21 protein-coding genes, 1 tRNA gene and 1 pseudogene are annotated in these 20,513 nt (G+C 66.7%); 13 read left to right on the top strand and 10 right to left on the bottom strand.

Translation table 11 applies throughout. The features are described 5' to 3' along the window. Positions 1–88: 88 nt before the first annotated feature. Entirely contained in the window at positions 89–1,417 is a 1,329-nt protein-coding gene (locus ACMVY4_RS13960; RefSeq protein ID WP_416896631.1) for a diguanylate cyclase, read from the bottom strand. Between the two features lie 147 nt (positions 1,418–1,564). Here ACMVY4_RS13960 and ACMVY4_RS13955 point away from each other — a divergent pair, with 147 nt between their 5' ends. Then, the gene (locus tag ACMVY4_RS13955) at positions 1,565–2,689 is read left to right on the top strand and encodes a PQQ-dependent sugar dehydrogenase (protein ID WP_416896630.1); all 1,125 of its coding nucleotides are present in this window, start codon (positions 1,565–1,567) and stop codon (positions 2,687–2,689) included. 1 nt (position 2,690) lies between these two features. Here the strand turns inward: ACMVY4_RS13955 and ACMVY4_RS13950 are convergent, their stop codons facing one another. Next, on the bottom strand, positions 2,691–3,818 hold the full coding sequence (locus ACMVY4_RS13950) for an alpha-D-ribose 1-methylphosphonate 5-triphosphate diphosphatase (RefSeq protein ID WP_416896629.1): 1,128 nt from the start codon (positions 3,816–3,818) through the stop codon (positions 2,691–2,693). Positions 3,819–3,927: 109 nt separating this feature from the next. Here ACMVY4_RS13950 and ACMVY4_RS13945 point away from each other — a divergent pair, with 109 nt between their 5' ends. From ACMVY4_RS13945 to ACMVY4_RS13930, 4 genes are all read left to right on the top strand, one after another. After that, the gene (locus tag ACMVY4_RS13945; protein WP_416896628.1) at positions 3,928–4,782 is read left to right on the top strand and encodes a PhnD/SsuA/transferrin family substrate-binding protein; all 855 of its coding nucleotides are present in this window, start codon (positions 3,928–3,930) and stop codon (positions 4,780–4,782) included. After that, complete coding sequence (locus ACMVY4_RS13940; RefSeq protein ID WP_416896627.1) at positions 4,769–5,563, top strand: phosphonate ABC transporter ATP-binding protein; 795 nt, start codon at positions 4,769–4,771, stop codon at positions 5,561–5,563. The genes ACMVY4_RS13945 and ACMVY4_RS13940 overlap by 14 nt, the downstream gene beginning before the upstream one ends. After that, positions 5,556–6,350 (top strand): phosphonate ABC transporter, permease protein PhnE, encoded by a 795-nt coding sequence (phnE, locus tag ACMVY4_RS13935; RefSeq protein ID WP_416896626.1) that lies wholly within the window; start codon positions 5,556–5,558, stop codon positions 6,348–6,350. The genes ACMVY4_RS13940 and phnE overlap by 8 nt, the downstream gene beginning before the upstream one ends. Before the next feature lie 102 nt (positions 6,351–6,452). Beyond that, positions 6,453–7,307 (top strand): CmcJ/NvfI family oxidoreductase, encoded by an 855-nt coding sequence (locus ACMVY4_RS13930; protein WP_416896625.1) that lies wholly within the window; start codon positions 6,453–6,455, stop codon positions 7,305–7,307. 45 nt (positions 7,308–7,352) lie between these two features. Here ACMVY4_RS13930 and ACMVY4_RS13925 read toward each other — a convergent pair whose 3' ends face one another. From ACMVY4_RS13925 to ACMVY4_RS13905, 5 genes are all read right to left on the bottom strand, one after another. Beyond that, a complete protein-coding gene (locus ACMVY4_RS13925; RefSeq protein WP_416896624.1) occupies positions 7,353–7,778 on the bottom strand; it encodes a GlcG/HbpS family heme-binding protein in 426 nt (141 codons plus the stop codon). A 48-nt stretch (positions 7,779–7,826) separates the two neighbouring features. Continuing rightward, a complete protein-coding gene (locus tag ACMVY4_RS13920) occupies positions 7,827–8,549 on the bottom strand; it encodes a GNAT family N-acetyltransferase (RefSeq protein ID WP_416896623.1) in 723 nt (240 codons plus the stop codon). Positions 8,550–8,600: 51 nt separating this feature from the next. Then, entirely contained in the window at positions 8,601–9,059 is a 459-nt protein-coding gene (locus ACMVY4_RS13915) for a hypothetical protein (protein ID WP_416896622.1), read from the bottom strand. Positions 9,060–9,129: 70 nt separating this feature from the next. Beyond that, complete coding sequence (locus ACMVY4_RS13910; RefSeq protein WP_416896621.1) at positions 9,130–9,645, bottom strand: MarR family winged helix-turn-helix transcriptional regulator; 516 nt, start codon at positions 9,643–9,645, stop codon at positions 9,130–9,132. After that, positions 9,642–10,805 carry an Acg family FMN-binding oxidoreductase gene (locus ACMVY4_RS13905; RefSeq protein WP_416896620.1) on the bottom strand — a complete coding sequence of 388 codons (1,164 nt, stop codon included), beginning with the start codon at positions 10,803–10,805 and terminating at the stop codon, positions 9,642–9,644. Before ACMVY4_RS13905 ends, ACMVY4_RS13910 begins: the two co-directional genes overlap by 4 nt. A gap of 133 nt (positions 10,806–10,938) precedes the next feature. Here ACMVY4_RS13905 and ACMVY4_RS13900 point away from each other — a divergent pair, with 133 nt between their 5' ends. Together ACMVY4_RS13900 and ACMVY4_RS13895 are read left to right on the top strand one after the other, a co-directional pair. After that, positions 10,939–12,507 carry a sulfatase-like hydrolase/transferase gene (locus ACMVY4_RS13900; RefSeq protein WP_416896619.1) on the top strand — a complete coding sequence of 523 codons (1,569 nt, stop codon included), beginning with the start codon at positions 10,939–10,941 and terminating at the stop codon, positions 12,505–12,507. Positions 12,508–12,567: 60 nt separating this feature from the next. After that, complete coding sequence (locus ACMVY4_RS13895; RefSeq protein WP_416896618.1) at positions 12,568–13,119, top strand: phosphonate degradation HD-domain oxygenase; 552 nt, start codon at positions 12,568–12,570, stop codon at positions 13,117–13,119. Here the strand turns inward: ACMVY4_RS13895 and ACMVY4_RS13890 are convergent. Continuing rightward, the gene (locus ACMVY4_RS13890) at positions 13,116–13,886 is read right to left on the bottom strand and encodes an enoyl-CoA hydratase/isomerase family protein (RefSeq protein ID WP_416896617.1); all 771 of its coding nucleotides are present in this window, start codon (positions 13,884–13,886) and stop codon (positions 13,116–13,118) included. The genes ACMVY4_RS13895 and ACMVY4_RS13890 overlap by 4 nt on opposite strands. 117 nt (positions 13,887–14,003) lie before the next feature. Beyond that, positions 14,004–14,090 (bottom strand) — tRNA-Leu (locus tag ACMVY4_RS13885). A 184-nt stretch (positions 14,091–14,274) separates the two neighbouring features. Here ACMVY4_RS13885 and rpmE point away from each other — a divergent pair. Together rpmE and ACMVY4_RS13875 are read left to right on the top strand one after the other, a co-directional pair. Further along, the gene (gene rpmE / locus ACMVY4_RS13880; protein WP_416896616.1) at positions 14,275–14,496 is read left to right on the top strand and encodes a 50S ribosomal protein L31; all 222 of its coding nucleotides are present in this window, start codon (positions 14,275–14,277) and stop codon (positions 14,494–14,496) included. Between the two features lie 251 nt (positions 14,497–14,747). Continuing rightward, positions 14,748–15,206, top strand: coding sequence for an Hsp20 family protein (locus ACMVY4_RS13875; RefSeq protein ID WP_416896615.1), 459 nt, complete (start codon positions 14,748–14,750; stop codon positions 15,204–15,206). Positions 15,207–15,281: 75 nt separating this feature from the next. Here the strand turns inward: ACMVY4_RS13875 and ACMVY4_RS13870 are convergent. After that, positions 15,282–15,865: pseudogene (locus ACMVY4_RS13870) on the bottom strand (2-hydroxychromene-2-carboxylate isomerase). Between the two features lie 218 nt (positions 15,866–16,083). Here ACMVY4_RS13870 and ACMVY4_RS13865 point away from each other — a divergent pair. Genes ACMVY4_RS13865 through ACMVY4_RS13850 form a run of 4 tightly spaced genes read left to right on the top strand, consistent with a single transcriptional unit; the run spans position 16,084 to position 20,512 of the window. Continuing rightward, the gene (locus tag ACMVY4_RS13865) at positions 16,084–18,303 is read left to right on the top strand and encodes a marine proteobacterial sortase target protein (protein WP_416896614.1); all 2,220 of its coding nucleotides are present in this window, start codon (positions 16,084–16,086) and stop codon (positions 18,301–18,303) included. Further along, positions 18,300–18,875, top strand: coding sequence for a class D sortase (locus tag ACMVY4_RS13860; protein WP_416896613.1), 576 nt, complete (start codon positions 18,300–18,302; stop codon positions 18,873–18,875). The genes ACMVY4_RS13865 and ACMVY4_RS13860 overlap by 4 nt, the downstream gene beginning before the upstream one ends. 52 nt (positions 18,876–18,927) lie before the next feature. Then, entirely contained in the window at positions 18,928–19,707 is a 780-nt protein-coding gene (locus ACMVY4_RS13855; RefSeq protein ID WP_416896612.1) for a coniferyl-alcohol dehydrogenase, read from the top strand. Positions 19,708–19,717: 10 nt separating this feature from the next. After that, the gene (locus ACMVY4_RS13850) at positions 19,718–20,512 is read left to right on the top strand and encodes a citryl-CoA lyase (RefSeq protein WP_416896611.1); all 795 of its coding nucleotides are present in this window, start codon (positions 19,718–19,720) and stop codon (positions 20,510–20,512) included. The last annotated feature ends 1 nt before the right edge of the window (position 20,513 follow it).

The raw sequence follows: 20,513 nt of genomic DNA, 5'->3' as shown, positions 1-20,513 counted from the left end.
GTGATCGCGGCGGGACATACGCCGGACCGCCGAAGAAAGCAAGGGCCGGGTTTCGCGGTTGCGGAAAATCCGGCCCGGACCGCGCGGCTCAGCCCGCCATGCGCCGCAGCATCTGACCTTCCGGCCCCATATAGACAACACGGTTCCGGCCGCTGTTCTTGGCTTCGTAGAGCGCCTCGTCGGCACGATCGACAGCGGCGCCGAGATCTTCCTCGTCGGGCTGCCAGCTGCTGACGCCGAAACTCGCCGTCAGCCTGAACTCCGTATCGCCGTAGCGGACGATATTCATTTCGACCGAGGCGCGGATCCGCTCCGCGGCGGTCAGACTGCCCTTGGCGCCGGTCTCGGGCAGGATGGCGACGAATTCCTCGCCGCCTGTGCGCGCAAGATGATCGACGGGACGCCGCAGGGACCAGCCCATCACATCGGCGAAACGCACCAGGGCCGCGTCCCCGGCCGCATGGCCGTAGGTGTCGTTCACCGCCTTGAAATGATCGATGTCCGCGACGATCACCGAGAGATCGTGCTGATAGCGGCGGGCCCGCTTCACCTCGCGCTCGGCGAAGGTCGTGAAGCCCAGCCGGTTCGAGACCCCCGTCAGCGGATCGGTGCCCGCCAGCCGACGCAGTTCCTGCTCGGTCTCGTAGCGGTCCTTCATGTCATAGACGACCGCGGAAACGCCGGCATACTCGCCATTCTCGTCGAAGACCGGCGCCGTGCGCAGCTCCACCGGAATCCGGTGTCCGTCCTTGTGGATCGCCTCGGTCTCGATCTTCCGCGCCTTGCCTGTCTCGCGCATCTTTTCAAGATGCTCGGCCATGATCTCGACCCGGTCGTCCGGCCGCAGGATCGCCGAGGAACGGCCGACAAGTTCGTGCGGCTCGTAGCCGTAGACCCGGCGCACGGCATCGCTCGCGAAGGCGATGGTGCCGTCCGGTTCGATGAAGAAGAGCGGCTCGGTCAGGTTGGCGGTGATCTGTTCGAAGATGCGTTGACGCCGCTCCGCGGCCCTTGCCCGGCCCTCGGCCTGGCGGGCCTCGGTCAGGTCGATTGCGGTGCCGATCCGAGCAACCTCGTTCCCGTCATCGTCGTGCAGGATCTGGATCGACCAGGCCAGCAGCAGGTCGCCGCCGTCCTTGCGCCGCCACAGGGACGGCTCCCGGCGCATCACCTGCGGACCGCGGGCGCTGTTGAAGTTTTCCCGCGCCGCCGCGATATCGTCGAGCGCACGGAACGCCCATATGGGCCGTCCGATCACGTCGCGCCCCGAATATCCCAACCGGTTTTCGAAAGCATCGTTGACCATTGCGATCCGGCCCGACGCATCGGTCACCACCACAATGGATTCCGTCGAAGCCACGAGCGCGTCGAAGAACTTGGCCTCGCCAAGCCGGCCCACAATACTCTGAAGCGGCATGTCTCCGATCCTTGCCCGTGCAATCCGCTAGGTCGCACAGGCAGCATTACAATGACGTTAACGATGTCAATCCGAGGTGGGGGCTGACGCCGCGCGTTTCCACACCCATATCCCCCGGAACGCCTTCAGACGCCGAGGACCGAATCCATGCGCCACCTGACCGCCGTTGCTGCGGCCGCCGCCTGCTGGCTGGCCGCTCTTCCCGCTTCCGCCGAAGATTTCCACGATACGTCCGCCGGCAAGGTCAGTGTGGAGAAGATGGCGGACGGGCTGAGCTACCCCTGGTCCTTCGCGTTCCTGCCGGACGGGGACGTGCTGGTGACGGAGCGGGACAACGGCAAGCTGCTGCGCATCACCCCCGGCACGGACCGGCGTACCGAGGTGGCCGGCGTTCCGGAGGTATCGAACGCCGGTCAGGGTGGCTTCTTCGACGTCGTGCCCGCCCGCGATTTCGGGACCACAAGGGAACTGTTCCTGACCTATGCCAGGCCCGAGACCTCAAGTCTGAAGCGCACCGCGCTCGCCATCGCCAGGCTGTCGGACGACGGCAACAGCCTCGAGAATTTCCGCGTCATCTTCCAGCTCAAGGATGCGACGAGTTCCAATGCCCATTTCGGCGGCCGGGTGGTCGAGGCCGATGACGGCAAGCTGTTCCTGACCGTCGGTGACCGCGGCGACGCCCAGCGGGCGCAGGACCCGAACGCGCACAACGGCAAGCTGATCCGGGTCAACCGCGATGGCTCGATACCGTCCGACAATCCGTTCGCGAACGGCCCGCTGCTGCCGGAGATCTGGTCGATGGGCCACCGTAACCCGCAGGGCGCTGCGCTGGACGAGAAAGGACGCATCTGGACCGTCGCGCATGGCGCCCGGGGCGGCGACGAGATCAACCAACCGCAGGCCGGGCTGAACTACGGCTGGCCCATCATCTCCTACGGCACGCATTATTCAGGCGGCAAGATCGGCGTCGGCACCGAGGCGCCGGGCATGGAGCAGCCGAAGCACTACTGGGATCCGTCGATCGCGCCGTCGGGCATGACGATCTATTCCGGCAAGCTGTTTCCCGAATGGCAGGGCGACATCTTCGTCGGCTCGCTGAAGTTCGACCTGATCAGCCGGCTCGACCGCGACGACGACCGGATCACGGGCGAAGAGCAGCTGTTCGAAGGCGACTACAACCGCATCCGCGACATCCGCGAGGCGCCCGACGGATCGATCTGGTTCCTTTCCGTCGGCGACAGGTCGCTCTACCGGATGACGCCGGCGAACTGACTCAGGCCGCCTCGTAGACCTTTCGCCCCGCGACGAAAACCGCCCTGACCCGCGGCAGAGCCGGGTCGCTGTCATCGACCAGGATCAGGTCGGCCCGCTTTCCAGGCTCGATGACCCCGCGGTCGGGGAGACCCGCCGCCGCAGCAGCGTTTGCGGAAACCAACGGCCAGGCCGCTTCCAGCGAGGCGACTCCTTCGGCGGCCAGCCGGAACGCCGCCTGAAGCTGGGCGGGATAGAAATAGTCCGACGCGAGCACCGTACAGAGCCCCTCGCCCACCGAATCCGCTGCGTTCAGCGCACCCGTGTGGCTGCCGCCGCGAAGCACGTTGGGCGCGCCGAGAACCGTGTGCTCGCCGGCTTCGCGGGCGGCGGCGGCCGTCTCGGGCGTCATGGGAAATTCCGAGGTGATGGCGCCCATGGCGCGGAACTGTTCCCGCTCCGCCGGCGACCGTTCATCGTGGGCCAGCAGCACCAGCCCCTTCTCCCGCGCCCGTTCGGCCAGCTTCGAGATGGCGGCCGGCACTTCCTCCCGCCGCGACCAGACGTCGTTGACGAGTTCGACATAGGCGTCCGAGGTGACGCCGGCCCGCGACGCCCACTGTTCCAGCTTGTTGCCGGGACGGAGCGCCTGCACCGTCAATGTGGTGTGATCGTTGAAGGCCAGGATAGGCGGCGGCTCCAGATCGAACCACCCGGCAACCAGGTCAACTGCGTCGAGCGCGAAGGTTTCCCAGCGGAGATGAAGCCGCGTGTCGCAGGCCAGCAAGGGCCGCGTCGCCTGCAGCGCATCGACGAAGGCTTGCGCGTTCTCGATGCTGCGCAGACCCGGCTCCCATGAAACGGTCAGACCATGGAAGGCCGTGGTGATGCCGTTGGCGATCAACTGCCGGTCGGTCTCGACCAGCGCGAGCGGCAGACCGAAGCCGACGCCCTGCCGCGGCATGATTTGCCGCTCGAAACCGTCGCCGTGAATATCGACGATCCCGGGAAGCACCAGCAGACCCTCGGCATCGATATGGCGGGACGCCTTGCCTTCATCGGCAATCCGGCAGCCATCGACCGTGACGCTTGTCCGCACGATCTCGCCACCCATCAGCACGCGTCCGCCCCGAATGACCCAGTCCGCCAAATCCTGTCTCCCACGTCTTCGTCTGTCACCGCGCTGTCACGCGAGCGGCCTATGAGAAAGGGCCTTTTTACAGGGCTTTGTGACATCCGTGGGACAGGGAGAACAGGGAATGTTTCGCGCAATGATTGCGGCGCTGGCACTTGCCTTTGCAATGCCGGCCGCCGCCGAGACGGTCCGGATGGCCGTCACCGACATCGAGGGGCTGGAAGCGCTGCAGCAGGAGTTCGACGCATTCGATTCGGCGCTGGAAGAGGCCACGGGCCTCGACATCGAGCTCTTCCCGGTAAGCTCGCGCACCGCCGCCGTCGAGGCCATGAAGGCGGAGCAGGTCGACTTCGTGCTGACCGGCCCGGCCGAATACGTCGTCATCAAGCAACTGACCGATCCGCAGATCGTGGTCGCCTGGCAGCGGCCCGAATACTACGCGCAGATCGTCGTGTTGACCGACGGCCCGATCGGCTCGGTCCAGGATCTGAAAGGCCAGACGGTGACCTTCGGTTCCGTCGGTTCGACCTCGCAGCATCTCGGCCCGGCCCAGGTGCTGGCCGACATGGGTCTGAAGATGGGCACGGACTACACGGCCAGGATCATTTCCCGCAATGTCGCCGTCGAGGCACTGATCCGCGGCGACGTCCAGGCCGTCGGCATGAACCGCAGCCATCTGTCCCGGATCCGGGCCGCCTTCCCGGATCAGTCCTTCACCGTGGTCGCCCGCGGCCGCGACCTGCCGAACGACATTCTCCTCGCCCGGAAGGGCGTGTCCGACGACGTGGTCGCCAAAGTCCGCGACGCCTTCGTGAATGACGGCAAGAAGCTGATGGCGGCCGTCCTGAAGGGCGACGACAACAAGAAGTACGAAGGCGGCTTCTTCCTGAGCAAGGTGAAGGACGCCAACTACGACTATGTGCGCGACATGTACCGCACCATCGGCGTCGAGACCTTCGGCAATTTTGTCGGCAATTGACGTCAACGCGATTGGGGCCGCCGTCCCGTGCGGCGGCGCCCTTCTCGCCTGCACCCGTCTCGCCAAGAGCTACCGGAGCGGCCAACCTGTTCTGGACGGCGTCACCCTCGACGTGCCTGCAGGACAGCGGGTTGCGCTGATCGGCGCGAACGGGTCGGGCAAGTCCACGCTGCTGCGTTGCCTCATCGGGCTGACCCCCGTATCGGGCGGCGAGATCCTCGCCCTCGGCGAACGCTTCGGCGATACCCTGCGGGCGGCGCAGCGGGCCCGGCTGCGGCGTCAGACCGGATTCGTCTTCCAGAACCACTGTCTGGTCCGCCGCCGCTCCGTGCTCTCGAACGTCGTACAAGGCATGCTGGGCGAACCCGGCAGCTGGCGCGGCTTCAGCCAGATGACCGCGCCGCACGCCTGGCGGGAACAGGCCATGGAGGCGCTGGATGCTGTCGGGCTTGCCGACCGCGCCAGAGCCCGAGCCGACCAGTTGTCCGGCGGCCAGCAGCAGCGCGTCGCGATCGCAAGGGGGCTGGCGCGGACGCCGAAACTGCTGATTGCCGACGAGCCCGCTGCCAGCCTGGACCCGGCGGCTGGCCGGGACATCATGGCGCTGTTCACGCGCCTGGTCGACGAGCGGAACCTGACCCTGCTGTTCACCACCCATGACATGGAACACGCGGTCTCCTACGCCGACCGCATCGTCGGTTTGAAGGATGGCGTGATCGCGCTCAACGTCACGGCGGACATCGTCCAGGCCGCCGATCTCGCCCGGTTCTTCGATGGCTGACCGTGCCACCCCCCGCCGCGTCGAGCGCATCTCACCGGTCAGTTTCACCCTGCTGGTGGCGGTCGCGGCCCTGATCGTCGCCTCGCTCGGCGATGTCGCCCCGTCGGTCGAGCGGCTGTCCGACGGGCTGCCGCGCATGGGCAATCTGATCGGCAGGATGCTGCCGCCCAATACCGAGGCCGAGTTCCTCAGCCGGATCTCCTGGACGATGGTCGAGACCTTCCAGATCGCCCTGGTCGGCACGGCCATCGGTATCCTGTTGAGCCTGCCGATCGCCTGGGGCGCGGCGCGGGGCATCTCACCGCTCGGACCGTTCGCCTTCCTGATGAAGGCGCTGGTCTCGCTGTTCCGGACCATCCCGGACCTCGTCTGGGCGCTGCTGTTCGTTTCGGCGGTCGGCCTGGGCGCGGTCGCCGGGACCATGACCATCATCGTCGACACCATTGGCTTCTGCGGACGATTCTTCGCCGAAGCGATGGAGGATGCCGAGAAGGAACCGCAACAGGCCCTGTCGGCCATCGGCGCCAACCGGCTCTCGATCCTGAGCGGTGCGATCCTGCCGGACGCCCTGCCCTCGATGATCAACACCTCGCTCTTCGCGCTGGAGAAGGCCGTCCGTTCGTCGGTCGTGCTGGGCCTGGTCGGCGCCGGCGGGATCGGTCAGGAGTTGAAGGTCGCCTTCGACCTGTTCCAGTACCAGAACGCGGCGGCAATCATCCTGGCCATCTTCGTCATCGTGCTGGCGATGGAATACGTCACCGACTGGCTCCGCACCCGGGTCCAGTAGAGACAGTTTTTCTATCTCAATGCGCGAGAACTCCTCGCTGGAAAACGTCGGGTCGAGGCGCAATCTTCTGAGCCAGCAACGCATTCACGATGGAGCAGGTCTATGTTGAATACTGCCGAGGTCCGGGAGACCCGCGCGCCCGTCGCCGAGGATTTCGTCGAGGCCGACGTGGTCTACACGCCCGAGGACGGCCGACGTCACCAGGTCTTCATTCCGCCGATGGGCAGCGGCGCCTACCGCCGTTCGCACCCGGACATGCCGACCACTGTGAAGATCCACAACGGCTGGCCGCATCAGGACGATATCAATCTGGAAGAGCACGGCATCGCGCTCCGTGAAGCGCCGACCGCGGTGAAGGACTTCTTCGATAATGCGGAAGTCGAGCAGGTCTACTATCCGGAGGTCGAGGCCCTGCTGAAGCGGGAGACCGGCGCCAGCCGCGTGATCATCTTCGACCACACCATCCGCATCGACGACGGCGACCGCAGCGCGGCGCTGGGTCAACGCCTGCCCGTCCGGCGCGCCCATGTCGACTACACGGTCAAGTCCGGTCCGCAGCGCGTCCGCGACCTGGCGCCCGAGGAGGCTGATGACCTGCTGAGCCGCCGCGTCTCCGAAATCAACGTCTGGCGCTCCATCGCCGGAACCGTTCAGCGCGCACCGCTGGCAGTTGCTGAAGCGACATCGATCGCCTTCGAGGACCTGATCGCAACCGACCTCGTCTATGACGACCGCGTCGGCGAGATCTACGAGTTCGCCCACAAGCCCGGTCACCGCTGGACGTATTTCCCGGACATGACCGCGGACGAGGTGCTGCTGCTGAAGAGCTACGACTCCGAGACGGACGGGCGCGCGCGCTTCACGCCGCACACCGCCTTCGACCACCCCGGCACGCCCGCCGACGCGCCAGCACGGGAAAGCATCGAGGTCCGCGCGTTCCTGTTCTTCGACGAATAGGTCCAGCCTTCCGCCGATCCGAGGCCCCTGCCCCGCGCGGGGGCCTCAGAGCGCCTCGAACACCTTCTTGCCCAGCTGACCGATCTCCTCGTCCTGCTGGTAGGTCCCGCCGCTCTCGCCAAGCGCGCCGAGCATCGTCCCGTCGGATGACCGGAGCACGATGCCGCCCCAGACAGGGGTGTAGAGCGGATCGCCGAACCAGGTGATGTCGCGCCGTTCGTCGCCGAGCGCATTGTCGAACAGGCGGTCCTTGATCCGCTTCGTGTCGCGCTGCCACTTCGTCGACGTGTAGGCCTTGTTGTAGCTCATGCGCGCGTTCAGCGCCGAGGCGCCGTCCATGCGCGACATGTGAATCAGATCGCCGCCCGCATCGACCACCGAGACGGCAAATTTGAGCCCCTGTTTCGCGGCCTCCTCGAGCATCGCGTCGACGATGATCCGGGCCTGCTCCAGACCGAGTTTCTCAGCCATTTCCCTCTCCCCTGGCTTGCGCCTCAAATGTTCAGATTGCCGAACCGGTCAGGGTTCGCGTCGGACAATTGGCGCGGTGAGTTCGCTCAGGCTTTGCCGCTGCCGGCCTTTCGCATCAAAATTGTCAGGCTCCAGCCAGGTCTCGTAGGCGGCCTTCAGCGCCGGCCACTCACCATCGATGCAGGCGAACCACGCCGTGTCGCGGTTGCGGCCCTTCACGACGTAGTGCTGGCGGAAGAGGCCCTCCCACGAGAAACCGAACCGCTGCGCGGCTCGGCGCGAGCGCAGATTGCAGGAATCGCACTTCCATTCGTAGCGCCTGTAGCCGCTCTCGAAGGCGCGCCGCATCATCAGATACATCGCCTCGGTCGCGACGGGCGAGCGCTGGATCGCCGGCGAGAAGTGGATATGGCCGACCTCGATCGTACCCATCGCCTGCCCGATGTTCAGATAGGACGCCACACCGACCGTGCGGCCGCCCGCGCCTTCGCGGATGGCGAAGAAGAGAGGATCGTCCAGGCCGCTGAACTTGCCGATCCAGGCGTCGAAATCGGCGTGTGTGCCGAACGGGCCGTAGGGCAGATAAAGCCAGTCCCGGACATCGTCGCCCCGCTGGAACACAGCAAACAGGTCGTCGCCGTGCCGCTCGGGATCCATCAATTCAAGGGTACAATACCGGCCCTGCATCGGATCGCGGGAGACCGGTTCGGCGCCCGTCCAGCCGGGCACCGGCGCACCCGTCTCGTAACGCACTTCCGTCTCGTCAGCCATGGTCCCCTCCGTCTCCGGCGGGGAGGCTAGCGGCCGGGCCGGATCAGGTCATCAGGATTCCTTCGGTGTCATCGGCAGCGGCGCGCAGCTGGTTTCGGCGAAACTGCGCGGGCGGGCGAACATCCAGGGCAGCTGCCCGAAATCGCCAACGCCGGAGCGGAAGAAGATGCTGCGGGTATCGAACCGGGCCCGGCACGAGCACTTGAAGCCGAGTTCCGGGTCCGCGCCCTCCTGAACGACCGCAGGCATCACGGCCTCGACCGCGCCGCGCCGCGACAGGAATGCCGGATCCAGGCGCGTCTCGAAGACACCACGGCCGACCATTCGGCCCTCGTGGTCGCTGATCCGGCAGCTGAGCTGCAAGGCGTTGATCAACTGGTGCTGCGAGGCCCATTCAAGCTTCACGGCGAACGGCACGTTGGTCGCCTTCTTGTAGGGCTTGGCCGAGGCGGCACCGGCGGCGGCAACCACCGCGGCAAGAATGGTAAGGATGGCGAGGCGCTTCATCATGCTGTCCTCCGGAATTCCACGCCCTGTTCAGGATGGGGCCGGAACCTCGCCGGGGCAACGCCAAGACCGATCACGATTTGGCGTCGGGTCCGGCATCGGCTCGTGTCTCGCGGTTCTCGTCGAGCCAGCGGCGCAGGCGGAAGATCGGCTTCTGCAACTCGGCAAGCTCCTCGGTCGACCAGGAACCGAAGACCAGTTCGGCATCCGGTCCGAGGCCCATCAGCGCCTTCCGGTGCGCTGCCGCACCCTCGTCGGTGATGAAGAGCCGCTTGCGGCGGGCGTCCTCCGGATCCCCCTCGACGCGCAGATAACCCCGGTCGAGCAGCTTCTGGACGGATTTGGTCATGCCAGGCTGCGGCGTCTGGAAGGCGCGCGCCAGATCGGTGACGGTCCTGTCGCCGCCCAGCCGGACGAAATGGTTGAGGATCGAGAAGAGCGGGCGCGGCAGGTCTGCTGGGAGTACCCGCCGCGCCCGGTCCTCGAACAGTTGCGTGATGATGCCGAAGCTGGTCAGCAACTCCCACTGGAGCCGCTGACGCTCGCTCAGGCTGTCATCGCGAAAGCTGTTGGGATCTGAATGGGTCACGCGGCGATGATAGCATCCACGGGCCGGCGCGGGCTCGGCCCCGGCCGTTCGGCGTGGCCCAGCCGGACCAGCATCTGCGGATGCGCCGGCGCTTCGACGCCCATGGCGGCGACAGCCTTTGCCTGCAGGTCCGTCATCTCCTGATATTCCTGCAGCAACTGGCTCATGGGGTGCATCGCCACACCAAGCTCCGCCGCCTTCAGGTTCAGCCTGAGATAGTCCATGCCGGCCTTCAGCTGGCTGAGCCGGCTGTTGTCGCGGGTCACCAGCCAGGCATGGGCCATCGCGGTCTGGGCCTGGTCGCTCGCCATGTCGAGGCCGACCTGGAAGGACTGGGTGCCCGGCGTGGCGATGTCTTCCCTGCTGACGATCCCGAGCCGTGGCCCCCACCACATGATCGGGCCGAGCAGGTCGATACCGTCGGGGTTGGCCGCCACCTCGGCCGGACCGATCCGCATCAGGTCGATGCTCTCCTTCAGCGTCCGCGGCGTCTCGATTTCCAGTACCAGCGCCTGCTGGGTCAGATCGCGGAAGGTCTGGACCCGCTGCGGATTCGCCGTGGTGCTCAGGATCGCCTCGTTCCGCGTCGCGCTCTTCAGCGCCTCCAGATCCGAGGGCGCGACCGGACGGGCCGTGTCGAATGGTTCCTTGATGCTGCGGCGCTGACCGGCGAAGCGGAACAGAGGATCCTTCTGCGCCGAGGCATCCCGCACCAGCCGGATCCGCGCCACCGCCCGGCCATCGAGGCGGTTCGGCGGGAAAGGGCCGTCGGGCAGCAGGTCCATCTCGGCCCGGTAGCCCAACTCGGCCGCCGCCATGCGGTAGAGTTCCAGGAACGTCCCCTGCCCGATCAGGATCTGCCGGCCCGGCGGATCGGTGTGCGGCAGGGTGCGCGCCAGATCGACGTGGAGGGTCAGCGCGTCGTCGCCTTGCAGCCGGATCTGCCACGGCTGGATGTTGTGCGGGTTCGGCGCGAGCATCGCGTGTGCCGCCGCCTTCAGCCGCGGGTCGTCCAGACCAGCGCCAGGGTCGCGCCACGGCGCCACTGCGCTTTCCGGCATCGCCCCGCGCGTACCCGCCCAGAAGCCGCCGCCGGCGACCAGCACCCCGGCCGCGCCCGCGCCGCCAATCACCCGAATGAACCTGCGTCTGGAGATCATCTCTCGCTCCCATAAACATTCCTGCGAATATAAATAACATTCCCAAGAATGTTTCAAGGTGCAAGGCCGGATTTTTTCGCAGCCTGTCGGGCAGGCGCGATATGCTGACAGGGAGGCGCAGGGGGGAAACAAGATGGCGGCGCGGAACATCCTGTTCGTGATGGCGGACCAGCTCCGGTTCGACTTTCTGGGGTGCACCGGACATCCGACGATCCGGACGCCCACCATCGACGCCCTGGCCAGACGCGGCGTGCGGTTCGCCAACACCTTCGTGCAGGGCGCGGTCTGCGGCCCGTCGCGGGCGTCGTTCTATACCGGCCGCTACGTCATGAGCCACGGCGCGACCTACAACAACTATCCCCATCGCGCCGACGAATGGGGCCTTGGCGACTACATGCGACCGCTGGGTCTCAGGACCGCACTGGCGGGCAAGACGCACATGAAACCCGACCTCGCCGGGCTGCAGCGGCTGGGCCTCGACCCCGCGGCGGGCCCCGGTCTGCTGGCCGCCGAACTCGGTTTCGAACCCTGGGACCGCGACGACGGGCTGCAGCGGCTGGCGCCCTACGTGCCCGATACGCAATACGAGGCCTATCTCCGCTCCCGGGGCTATCAGGGCGTGAACCTCTGGCACGAGGCGGCGAACTCGGTCCGCCGAGAGGACAGCGCGGACAATTCCGGCTGGCTGATGCGCAACGCCGTCTTCCCGACCGTGGCCGCCGAGGAAGACAGCGAGACCGCCTACATGACGCGGCGCGCGATGGATTTCATCATGGCTGCCGGCGACACGCCCTGGTGCCTCCATCTCTCCTACATCAAGCCGCACTGGCCCTATGTCGCGCCCGATCCCTACCACCGGAAATACGCGAGGACCGACGTCCTGCCGGGCAATCGCGGTGAGGGCGAGGGCGAGGCCCATCCGGTCGTCGACGCTTTCCGCCAGCACCCGGAATCGATCGAGTTCCGCCGCGACGAATGCCGCGACACCGTGATCCCGGCCTATATGGGCCTGATCGAGCAGATCGATGATCACCTGGCGCGGATGATCGATTTCCTGGACCGGCGCGGGCTGCTCGACGACACCGTGATCGTCTTCACGAGCGACCATGGCGACTATCTCGGCGACCACGGCCTGGGGGAGAAGGAGCTCTATTTCGAGGAGGCGCTGCGCATCCCGCTGATCGTGACCGATCCCTCGCCCGAGGCCGATGTCTCGCGCGGCATGGTCGTCGAGGACATGGTGGAGGCTATCGACCTGATCCCGACCCTGATCGAGTTGATGGGCGGCGAACCTGCCTGGCAGCGGCTGGAGGGCCGGTCTCTCGCCCCCTACATCCGCGGGCACGGACCCGACGGCTGGCGGGACGCCGTCTTCGCCGAGCACGATTACTCGCTCAGACACGCCCGCCTGACACTGGGTCTGGAGCCGGGCGAGACCAGGTCCTGGATGGTGCGGACTCCGCGGTGGAAGTACGTACACCACGCCCGCTTCCGGCCGGAGCTCTACGATCTGGCAAGCGACCCGCTGGAGCAGCAGGATCTGGGCGGCGACAGTGGCCACGCCTCGGTCTGCGACGATATGGAACTCCGCCTGATGCAATGGATGTCAGAACGGAAATCGCGGGTCGGACAGACTGACGACATCATCCGCAATTCGACCGGCAAGGCATGGGAACGGGGGTACAGGTTCGGCATCTGGTGAGGTAGACTGACCGGGTCGTTTCAGCGCCCTCCCTCATCGCCGAAATCGGGAGAATTTCCTGTGTCCATCGCCGACGATCTGATCATGCTGCTCGCCGAAAGGGGCGGCGCGATGTACGGCAACGAGGCCGTCACCCAGCTCGCCCATGGCGTCCAGTGCGCCCTGCTGGCCGAGCGCTCGGGTGCGACGCCCGCCACCATCTCGGCCGCCCTGCTGCACGATATCGGGCATCTGGTGCTGGAAGACGATGCCGAGGCCGCGTCGGACGGGATCGATCTTCAGCACGAGAAGATCGGCGCCGATCATCTGGCGCAGTGGTTCGGCGACGACGTCATCCAGCCCGTCCGTCTGCATGTCGACGCCAAGCGCCTGCTCTGCGCGACCGATCCCGAATATTTCGCGACCCTCTCGCCGGCATCCGTTACTTCTCTGGAGGTCCAGGGCGGCCCCTTCACGGGCCGGGAAGCGGAATACTTCCTTTCACGGCCCTATGCGCAGGAGGCGGTGTCACTGCGGCGCTGGGACGACCTCGCCAAGGATCCGGGGGTGCAGACCCCACCGGTCCAGCACTTCCGGAAATATCTCGAGCAAAGCCTGAAGAAGGCTGCCTAACCACCCAGCCTCTTGAGGATTTCGGCCATCCGCTCGCGGACATCGGCGATCTCGTACTTGGTCTCGTATTCGTAGGCCAGGCCGGCATCGAGACCCGCGTTCTCCGACTTCCGGTAGAGATCCTTGTAGGCGGCGATGGAGCCCGGGCTGTTCTTCGCGATGGCCTGTGCCAGCTCGTCCACACGGCTGTCCAGTTGCGCCAGCGGCACCGCCTCCATGGCCAGGCCGTATGCCGCCGCTTCGACGCCGGTGATGGTCCGGGCGGTGAAAGAGAGCTCCCTGGCGCGCTGCATGCCGACCTTCCGGCCCAGCCGCTGGGTCATGCCCCAGGTCGGCCGCAGCCCGATCATGGCGTGGGTATCGCCGAACTTTGCCTCTTCGGCCGCGATAATGATGTCGCAGGCCAGCATCAGTTCCACGCCGCCGGTGAAGCAGAAGCCGTTGACCTTGGCGATCACGCATTGTGGCATCCGCTCGATCAGTTGCTGCACCCAACGCGCGGCGCCATTCAGCGCATCGCCGACATTGCCCTCGGTCAGATCCTGCCCGCTGTCGCGCAGCGCCTTCAGATCGACCCCGGCGGTGAAGGCGCGGCCTTCGCCCGTCAACACGACAACCGAAATGCCCTTATCGCCGGCAATCGCCTCCAGTTCGTCGCCGAGCAGGGACAGCATGTCCGCGGTCAGGGCGTTCATGGCGGCGGGCCGGTTGAGCCGCAGCGTTGCGATACGGCCATTACGTTCGGTCAGAACGGTCTTGTCGGTCATTTCGGATCCTCCCAGGACCAGCCGAGCCTATCCCGCGCCGCAGGGGCGGCCAAGCCATTGCATTTCATGAGAAACGCCCGGCCCGGCGGCATGACGGCGATTGCATGGCAGAAAAGCTGGTGCCCCGGGTCCGACTCGAACGGACACTCCCTTGCGGGAAACAGATTTTGAGTCTGTCGCGTCTACCGGTTCCGCCACCGGGGCAATGCCGCACGATGCGCGGCGGCGCGGATCATAGCCGCCGAATTCGCCGGTTCAAGCAAAAGGCCGAATAGCCGCAAATCCGGTGCTTGCCCCCTACTCAAGCCTTATGTATAAGCCCGGCTTCCGGATTATCCGGGCGTGTCCGCATGGGCGGCGCGCCCCTGACAGACAAGCGGTGAGCGCCATGAAGCCCGACATTCATCCCGACTATCACGAGATCACGGTCCAGATGACCAACGGCGAGTCCTATGTGACCCGTTCGACCTGGGGCAAGGAAGGCGACACGCTCGTCCTCGATATCGACCCCACCAGCCACGGTGCCTGGACCGGCGGTCAGCAGCGCATCATGGAGAAGGGCCGCGTTGCGAAGTTCAAGCAGCGCTACGCCAATCTCGGCCTGAAGTAGGGTTTTCGCCGGAAATATCCGGCCGAAAGACGGCCCGTTGCGGAGACCCGCGACGGGCCGTTTTTTTGTGCGCGAAAAGCTCTTGAACCGTAAATCCCGGTTCCTAAATCTTCCAGCGACGGCGGCCCGCACGGGCGTCGTCGATGAACCCCGCCTTCGCCGGATGACCGGGTTGGCGGATTGCCAAAGGGACCCGAGCGCGGTTGTGCGCGACCGGTCTCACTGACGCATTGCTTCTAGGAGGATGTGACATGCGCACTTTTGACCTTTCCCCCCTGTTCCGCCAGTCCGTCGGCTTCGACCGCTTCGACCGTTTGTTCGACGTGGCTTTCAACGCCAACAATGACGGTCCGGCCTTCCCCGCCTACGACATCGTCAAGCATGGCGAGGACAACTACCGCATCACGCTGGCTGTGGCCGGCTACGGCGAGAGCGACATCGACGTCGTTCAGGAAGGCCGCGTGCTGACGGTGACCGGCAAGGCTTCGGAAGAGTCCGACAGCCAGGAAGGCGCTGCGATCCTGCACCGCGGCATCGCCCGCCGCGCGTTCACGCGGCGCTTCCATCTGGCCGACACCGTGAAGGTGACCGGCGCCGAGATGGTCAACGGCCTGCTGAACATTGATCTGGTCAACCAGATCCCCGAGGCCGAGAAGCCCCGCCAGATCGCGATCAACGGCAACCAGAAGGCCCTGCCGGAAGCCGCGTAACGCACAGGGAGTGGCGTCCCGCGACGCCATACGATAACGGGCCCCGCCGGCGCGATCCGGCGGGGTTCTTTCGCTTCAGACGTGGCTCTGCTTGCGGACCGATGCTGTCGGGACTGTCGCGAGACGGCCGTATTCGCCCTCGTCCAGCATGGCGGGGTCGTCCAGCCAGTCGAGCATCATGCCCGTCAGATCGTCGCCCCAGAACAGCGTCTCGCCGATGCGGAAGGTCGGCACGCCATAAACGCCGGCGGCCACCGCGTCGTCGGTGTTCTGCTTCAGCTGCGCCTTGACCGCCGGATCGTTGACCGCCGCCGCCATGTCGGTAATGCCGAGTTCGGCAGCAAGGCCCGCCAGCGCATCCGGGTCCTGGCCGTCCCGGCCCTCCCCCAGACGTGATCGAAGACCTTCTCCGCTGCTTCGACAGTCCCGCCGGCGGCGATGGCCAGCCGGAGAATGCCGAGCGGATTGAAGGGATGCCGCGGCGGCGCCTTGAACTTCACGCCCCGCTGGCCAGCCAGCCAGTGCGCATAGCGGTAGGTCTGGATCCGCTTGGCGGGAATCTCTGCCGGTCCAAGCTGCCCCCAGGCCCCGAGCAGCCCGGCGAACAGCACCGGTACGGCGCGGATCTCCAGCCGGTCTGACAGCTCCCCGAAGCGCATCAGCTGCAGATAGGCGTAAGGAGAGACAGCGTCGTAATACCAGTCCGCCTGCCGTTTCATGCCTCGCCTCCTCCCCGTGCCCGCATGAGCGCCGCCGCGTAACTATTGCGGCGGCCCCGCCCCGACAAGACCCCGTTTCAGCCACATTTCGGCAAGCTGACGCCCCATTGCGCAGCTTTCCTGTCTCAGTCACCCAGCAAGAACAAGGAGGCGGGACAATGGGTAGTGTGTTCATCAGGCTCATTTTCGGCGCGGCCATCGCGCTCACTGTCGTTCCAGCGGCATTCGCCAATCCGGCCGGCGGCACGGCGAACGCTGCAGGCGCCGCCGGACTGGTTACCCTGGACGATGTCGGCACCGGCAGCCTGCTGCTGAAGTCCGACATCCCCGGCCGCTATGTCCGGGCGCCGCTGGTTTCCAGCAGCTTCGATATCGACATCAGCGGCCCCGTGGTCCGCGCCACGCTGAGCCAGCGCTTCATCAACCCGTCCGAGCAATGGGTCGAAGGCCGCTACGCCTTCCCCCTGCCCGACGAGTTCGCAGTGGACGGGCTGAAGATGCGCATCGGCGACCGCTTCATCGAGGGCGAGATCAAGGAGAAACAGGAGGCCCGCGAGACCTACGAGCGGGCGAAGGCCGAGGGCCGCAAGGCTGCGCTGGTCGAACAGCACCGCCCGAACCTGTTCACCAATGACGTGGCCAATATCGGCCCCGGCGATGTGGTCGTCGTGCAGATCACATGGCTGCAGACCTTGGCGCCCGAGGCCGGGGCCTGGGAGATGCGCCTGCCGCTGGTCGTTGCGCCGCGCTACAACCCGAACCCGATCGTCCAGACCGTGGATTTCGGCCCCAATGGCTGGGCCATCAGCGATCCCGTGCCCGACCGCGACCGTATCGAATCCCCGCTGATCGATCCCCGCACACAGGACCCGGAGACGATCCACAACCCGGTCACGATCAGCATCGATCTCGACGCCGGATTTCCGCTGGATCTGGTCGAAAGCCGCCACCACACGGTCGAGGTCGGCCGCCCCGCCGATACGCGCGCCGAGATCGAGCTTTCCGGTCCGGTAGCCGCCGACCGGGACTTCATCCTGCGCTGGACCGCAGCGGTCGACGGCGTTCCGCATGCCGCGCTGTTCCGTGAAAGTTTCCAGGGCCGCGACTACTACCTGGCCATGCTGACACCATCCGAGGCGGATGACGTCACCGACCGCGGCCCCCGCGAGGTGATCTTCGTCCAGGACGTCTCGGGATCCATGGACGGCGAATCGATCCGGCAGGCGCGGGAGGGCCTCGCCCTGGCGCTCAAGCGGCTGCGGCCCGAGGACCGCTTCAACCTGATCCTGTTCAACGATCAATACTGGACTTTCGCCAACGACCCGGTCCCGGCCACCCCCGAAAACATGCGCCGGGCGCTTGCGACGGCGGCGCGGATGGAAGCGGGCGGCGGCACCGAGATGCTGCCCGCCCTGAAGGAAGCCCTGATCGACCGCGGCAGCGACAACGGGCCGTTGCGCCAGATCGTCTTCCTGACCGACGGCGCCGTCGGCAACGAGGCGCAGATGCTGGAAGCGATCTCCACCGGCCTCGGACGGTCGCGGCTGTTCACCGTCGGCATCGGCTCGGCGCCCAACAGCTACTTCATGACCCGCGCCGCCGAGCTCGGCCGTGGCTCGACCGTCTATGTCGACGACCTGACGAAGGTCGCCGGGCAGATGGCCGGGCTGTTCGCCAAGCTGGAGACGCCGGTGCTGACTGATGTCGCCGCGGTGCTGCCCGATGGCGCGGCAGACATCTCCCCCAACCCTCTGCCCGATCTCTACGCGGGCGATCCGGTCGTCTTCGCCTTCCATGCACCCGAAGGCGATGCCGGCCAGCTCCGGCTGGTGGCGAACCGGGCCGGCGGCTCCTTCACCTGGCAGATCGATCTGGCCCGCGCCGCCGAGCGCGAGGGCGTGGCCAAGCTCTGGGCGCGCAAGCACATCCGCGCGCTCGAGGCGCTGGCCTACAGCCAGATCGGCTGGGAGATGGGTCAGGAAGCGCTGGAGGCGCAGATCCTGGCGACCGCGCTGAACCACGGGCTGGTCAGCCGGCTCACCTCGCTGGTTGCCGTGGACGCGACGCCCAGCCGTCCGGCGGACGCGCCGCTCGGTACGGCGAAGGTGCCGCTCAACCTGCCCGCGGGATGGAATCCTGGTGTGTTCCTCGACAAGGCGGCGCCGGCGCCCCAGCCGGCGATGAAGCGCGCCGCCCTGCCGCAGGCGCAGATCGCGCGGCTGCAGACCAGCGCCCCGGCCGCGGAGGCCGAGGCAGCGGCCCCGCCGCGCGGATCGCTGAACTGGCGGCGGCAGTTCTGGGCCGGCATCGCCCTGATCGTCCTGGCGCTGGCGGGGTGGCTCCTGACCCGCCGGCGCGACCCGGCCGGCGCGGAATGATCCGCCGCCGGAAACGGGTCCGGTGGCCGCTGCGGGCAGCTCTCCTCGCAGCGGCCATCGTCGGCGCTCTGATCGCCGGCAACGGGCTGTTCATGGCGGTCAAGGCCTCCTTCGGGCAGGTGCTTCTGGAGCGCGCCTATGACAGCGGCGGAGAGCCGTGGCCGGGGGCGGACCTGAAGGCGCTTGCCCGGCTCGAAATCCCGAAGCTGGGCGAAGCGGTCATTGTCCTCGACAGCGCCACTGGCAAGGCCATGGCCTGGGGGCCGGGCCATGTGCGCGGCACCGTCCTGCCCGGCGAACCGGGTCTTTCCGCCGTCGGCGGACACCGCGATTCGCACATGGCCTTCCTCGGAAAACTGGCACCCGGCGACGAGGTGATCCTCGAGCGACCGGGCTCGCCGAGCCGGGCCTTCGCGGTCACCCATGCCGAAGTGGTCGACGGCCGGACATGGCGCTATCCCGCCGCAAGCGGCGGCGTCCCGCGTCTGGCCCTGACCACCTGCTGGCCGCTGGGCGCCGAGACTCCCGGTCCGCTCAGGCTGATCGTCTATGCGGATGCTTTCCCGGACTAGGTCCATCGCCTAACCTGCCCGTCTGAACGTCATTCACCTGGGGAGGAAGAACATGGCGATGAAGCATCCTGTCCTGCTGACCGGCTCGGCCAGCGGCATCGGCGACGCCACGGCGAAGCGGCTGCTGGACGCCGGCAACACGGTCATCTCGGTCGACATCAAGGAACCGAAACAGGCGGTCCACGAGCACCACAATTGCGATCTGGGGGATCCCGCGGCCATCGACGCGCTGCTGGGCAAGCTGAAGGGGCCATACTCGTCGCTGCTGAACGTCGCCGGCGTGCCGGAATCGGTCGGCGGCGCCAAGTGCATGGCGATCAACGTGTTCGGTCTGCGCAAGCTGACCGAGGCCGTCTTCGATGACATCGCCGACGGCGGCACGGTGGTCAGCGTCTCGTCGATCGCGGGCAACAACTGGCGCAAGCGCCGCGCCGCCATCGCCGACCTGCTGACGACCGGCAGCTTCGAGGACGGCATGGCCTGGTGGGAGAAGAACGGCGCCGAGGTCGGCACCGACCCCTACACCTTCAGCAAGGAAACCGTCGTGGTCTACACGATGATGCTGGCCGGCCGCGGCCTGGCGCGCGGCATCCGAGTCAACGATGTCGGCCCCGGCCCGGTCGACACGCCCCTGCTGCCCGACTTCACCCACTTCGCGGGCGAGGACACCATGAAGACGATGATCGACATGACCGGCCGCGCCGGTCAGCCCGATGACATCGCCGAAGCGCTGGTGATGCTGGCCAATGGCCAGCCGAGCTGGGTCAACGGCCATCACCTGGTGGTCGACGGCGGCATGACCGCGGGCTTCTCCGCCGGCTGGAAGAAGTAGGAGCAGCGCCATGATGGGTGACAAGGGCGCCGGAGCCTCGGCCATCGCCAAGGCCAGCCGGACGAAGATCCGTATCCGCGGCTACGACCTCTGCGACGACCTGATCGGCAAGGTGGATTTCTCCAGCTTCTTCTTCATGCACCTGACGGGGAAGATGCCGACCGAAAACCAGCTGTTCTTCCTGAACGCGCTGCTGGTGGCGCTGGCCGAGCACGGGCTGACGCCCTCGGCCCAGGCCGCGCGCATGACCTTGCAGGCCGGACCGGACGCCATGCAGGGCGCCGTCGCCGCCGGCATTCTGGGCTGCGGTTCCGTAATTCTCGGTTCCGCCGAAGACGCAGGCCGCTTCCAGGGCGAGGGTGTGAAGCGTGTCGCTGCCGGCGAAGACCGCGCAGCTGTTGCACGGGACATGGTGCAGGGCCTCAGGGACGCGAAGAAATTCCTGCCGGGCTTCGGCCATCCGATCCACAAGCCGGTCGATCCGCGCGCGGTACGCATCCTGGAACTGGCCGACGAGCGTGGCGCGGCTGGGGAGCATGTCGCATTCCTGAAGGCCTGCGCCGAGGTCGCCGACGAGATCTACGGCCGGTCCATGGTGATGAACCTGAACGGTCCCCTGCCCGCCGTGCTGCTGGACCTCGACTTCCCGCCTGCGGCGCTGAAGGGTATCTCCATCCTCTGCCGCACTGCCGGTCTGATCGGCCATTGCGTCGAGGAACTGGAGCGGCCCATCGGCTTCCGCCTGGCGCATCTGGGGGATCAGGGCACGACGTACGACGGCCCCAACCCGCCCGAAGACCTCTAGT

The organism is Minwuia sp. (assembly GCF_048007105.1).
Taxonomy (GTDB): Bacteria; Pseudomonadota; Alphaproteobacteria; order Minwuiales; family Minwuiaceae; genus Minwuia.
This window is presented reverse-complemented; position numbering and strand designations above follow the sequence as displayed.

Excerpts from the sequence above, each read along its gene's own strand:
- ACMVY4_RS13960 (WP_416896631.1), bottom strand. The coding sequence starts at position 1,417 with ATGCCGCTTCAGAGTATTGTGGGCCGGCTTGGCGAGGCCAAGTTCTTC.
- ACMVY4_RS13955 (WP_416896630.1), top strand. The coding sequence starts at position 1,565 with ATGCGCCACCTGACCGCCGTTGCTGCGGCCGCCGCCTGCTGGCTGGCC.
- ACMVY4_RS13945 (WP_416896628.1), top strand. The coding sequence starts at position 3,928 with ATGTTTCGCGCAATGATTGCGGCGCTGGCACTTGCCTTTGCAATGCCG.
- phnE (WP_416896626.1), top strand. The coding sequence starts at position 5,556 with ATGGCTGACCGTGCCACCCCCCGCCGCGTCGAGCGCATCTCACCGGTC.
- ACMVY4_RS13930 (WP_416896625.1), top strand. The coding sequence starts at position 6,453 with ATGTTGAATACTGCCGAGGTCCGGGAGACCCGCGCGCCCGTCGCCGAG.
- ACMVY4_RS13925 (WP_416896624.1), bottom strand. The coding sequence starts at position 7,778 with ATGGCTGAGAAACTCGGTCTGGAGCAGGCCCGGATCATCGTCGACGCG.
- ACMVY4_RS13920 (WP_416896623.1), bottom strand. The coding sequence starts at position 8,549 with ATGGCTGACGAGACGGAAGTGCGTTACGAGACGGGTGCGCCGGTGCCC.
- ACMVY4_RS13915 (WP_416896622.1), bottom strand. The coding sequence starts at position 9,059 with ATGATGAAGCGCCTCGCCATCCTTACCATTCTTGCCGCGGTGGTTGCC.
- ACMVY4_RS13905 (WP_416896620.1), bottom strand. The coding sequence starts at position 10,805 with ATGATCTCCAGACGCAGGTTCATTCGGGTGATTGGCGGCGCGGGCGCG.
- ACMVY4_RS13900 (WP_416896619.1), top strand. The coding sequence starts at position 10,939 with ATGGCGGCGCGGAACATCCTGTTCGTGATGGCGGACCAGCTCCGGTTC.
- ACMVY4_RS13890 (WP_416896617.1), bottom strand. The coding sequence starts at position 13,886 with ATGACCGACAAGACCGTTCTGACCGAACGTAATGGCCGTATCGCAACG.
- rpmE (WP_416896616.1), top strand. The coding sequence starts at position 14,275 with ATGAAGCCCGACATTCATCCCGACTATCACGAGATCACGGTCCAGATG.
- ACMVY4_RS13875 (WP_416896615.1), top strand. The coding sequence starts at position 14,748 with ATGCGCACTTTTGACCTTTCCCCCCTGTTCCGCCAGTCCGTCGGCTTC.
- ACMVY4_RS13865 (WP_416896614.1), top strand. The coding sequence starts at position 16,084 with ATGGGTAGTGTGTTCATCAGGCTCATTTTCGGCGCGGCCATCGCGCTC.
- ACMVY4_RS13860 (WP_416896613.1), top strand. The coding sequence starts at position 18,300 with ATGATCCGCCGCCGGAAACGGGTCCGGTGGCCGCTGCGGGCAGCTCTC.
- ACMVY4_RS13855 (WP_416896612.1), top strand. The coding sequence starts at position 18,928 with ATGGCGATGAAGCATCCTGTCCTGCTGACCGGCTCGGCCAGCGGCATC.
- ACMVY4_RS13850 (WP_416896611.1), top strand. The coding sequence starts at position 19,718 with ATGATGGGTGACAAGGGCGCCGGAGCCTCGGCCATCGCCAAGGCCAGC.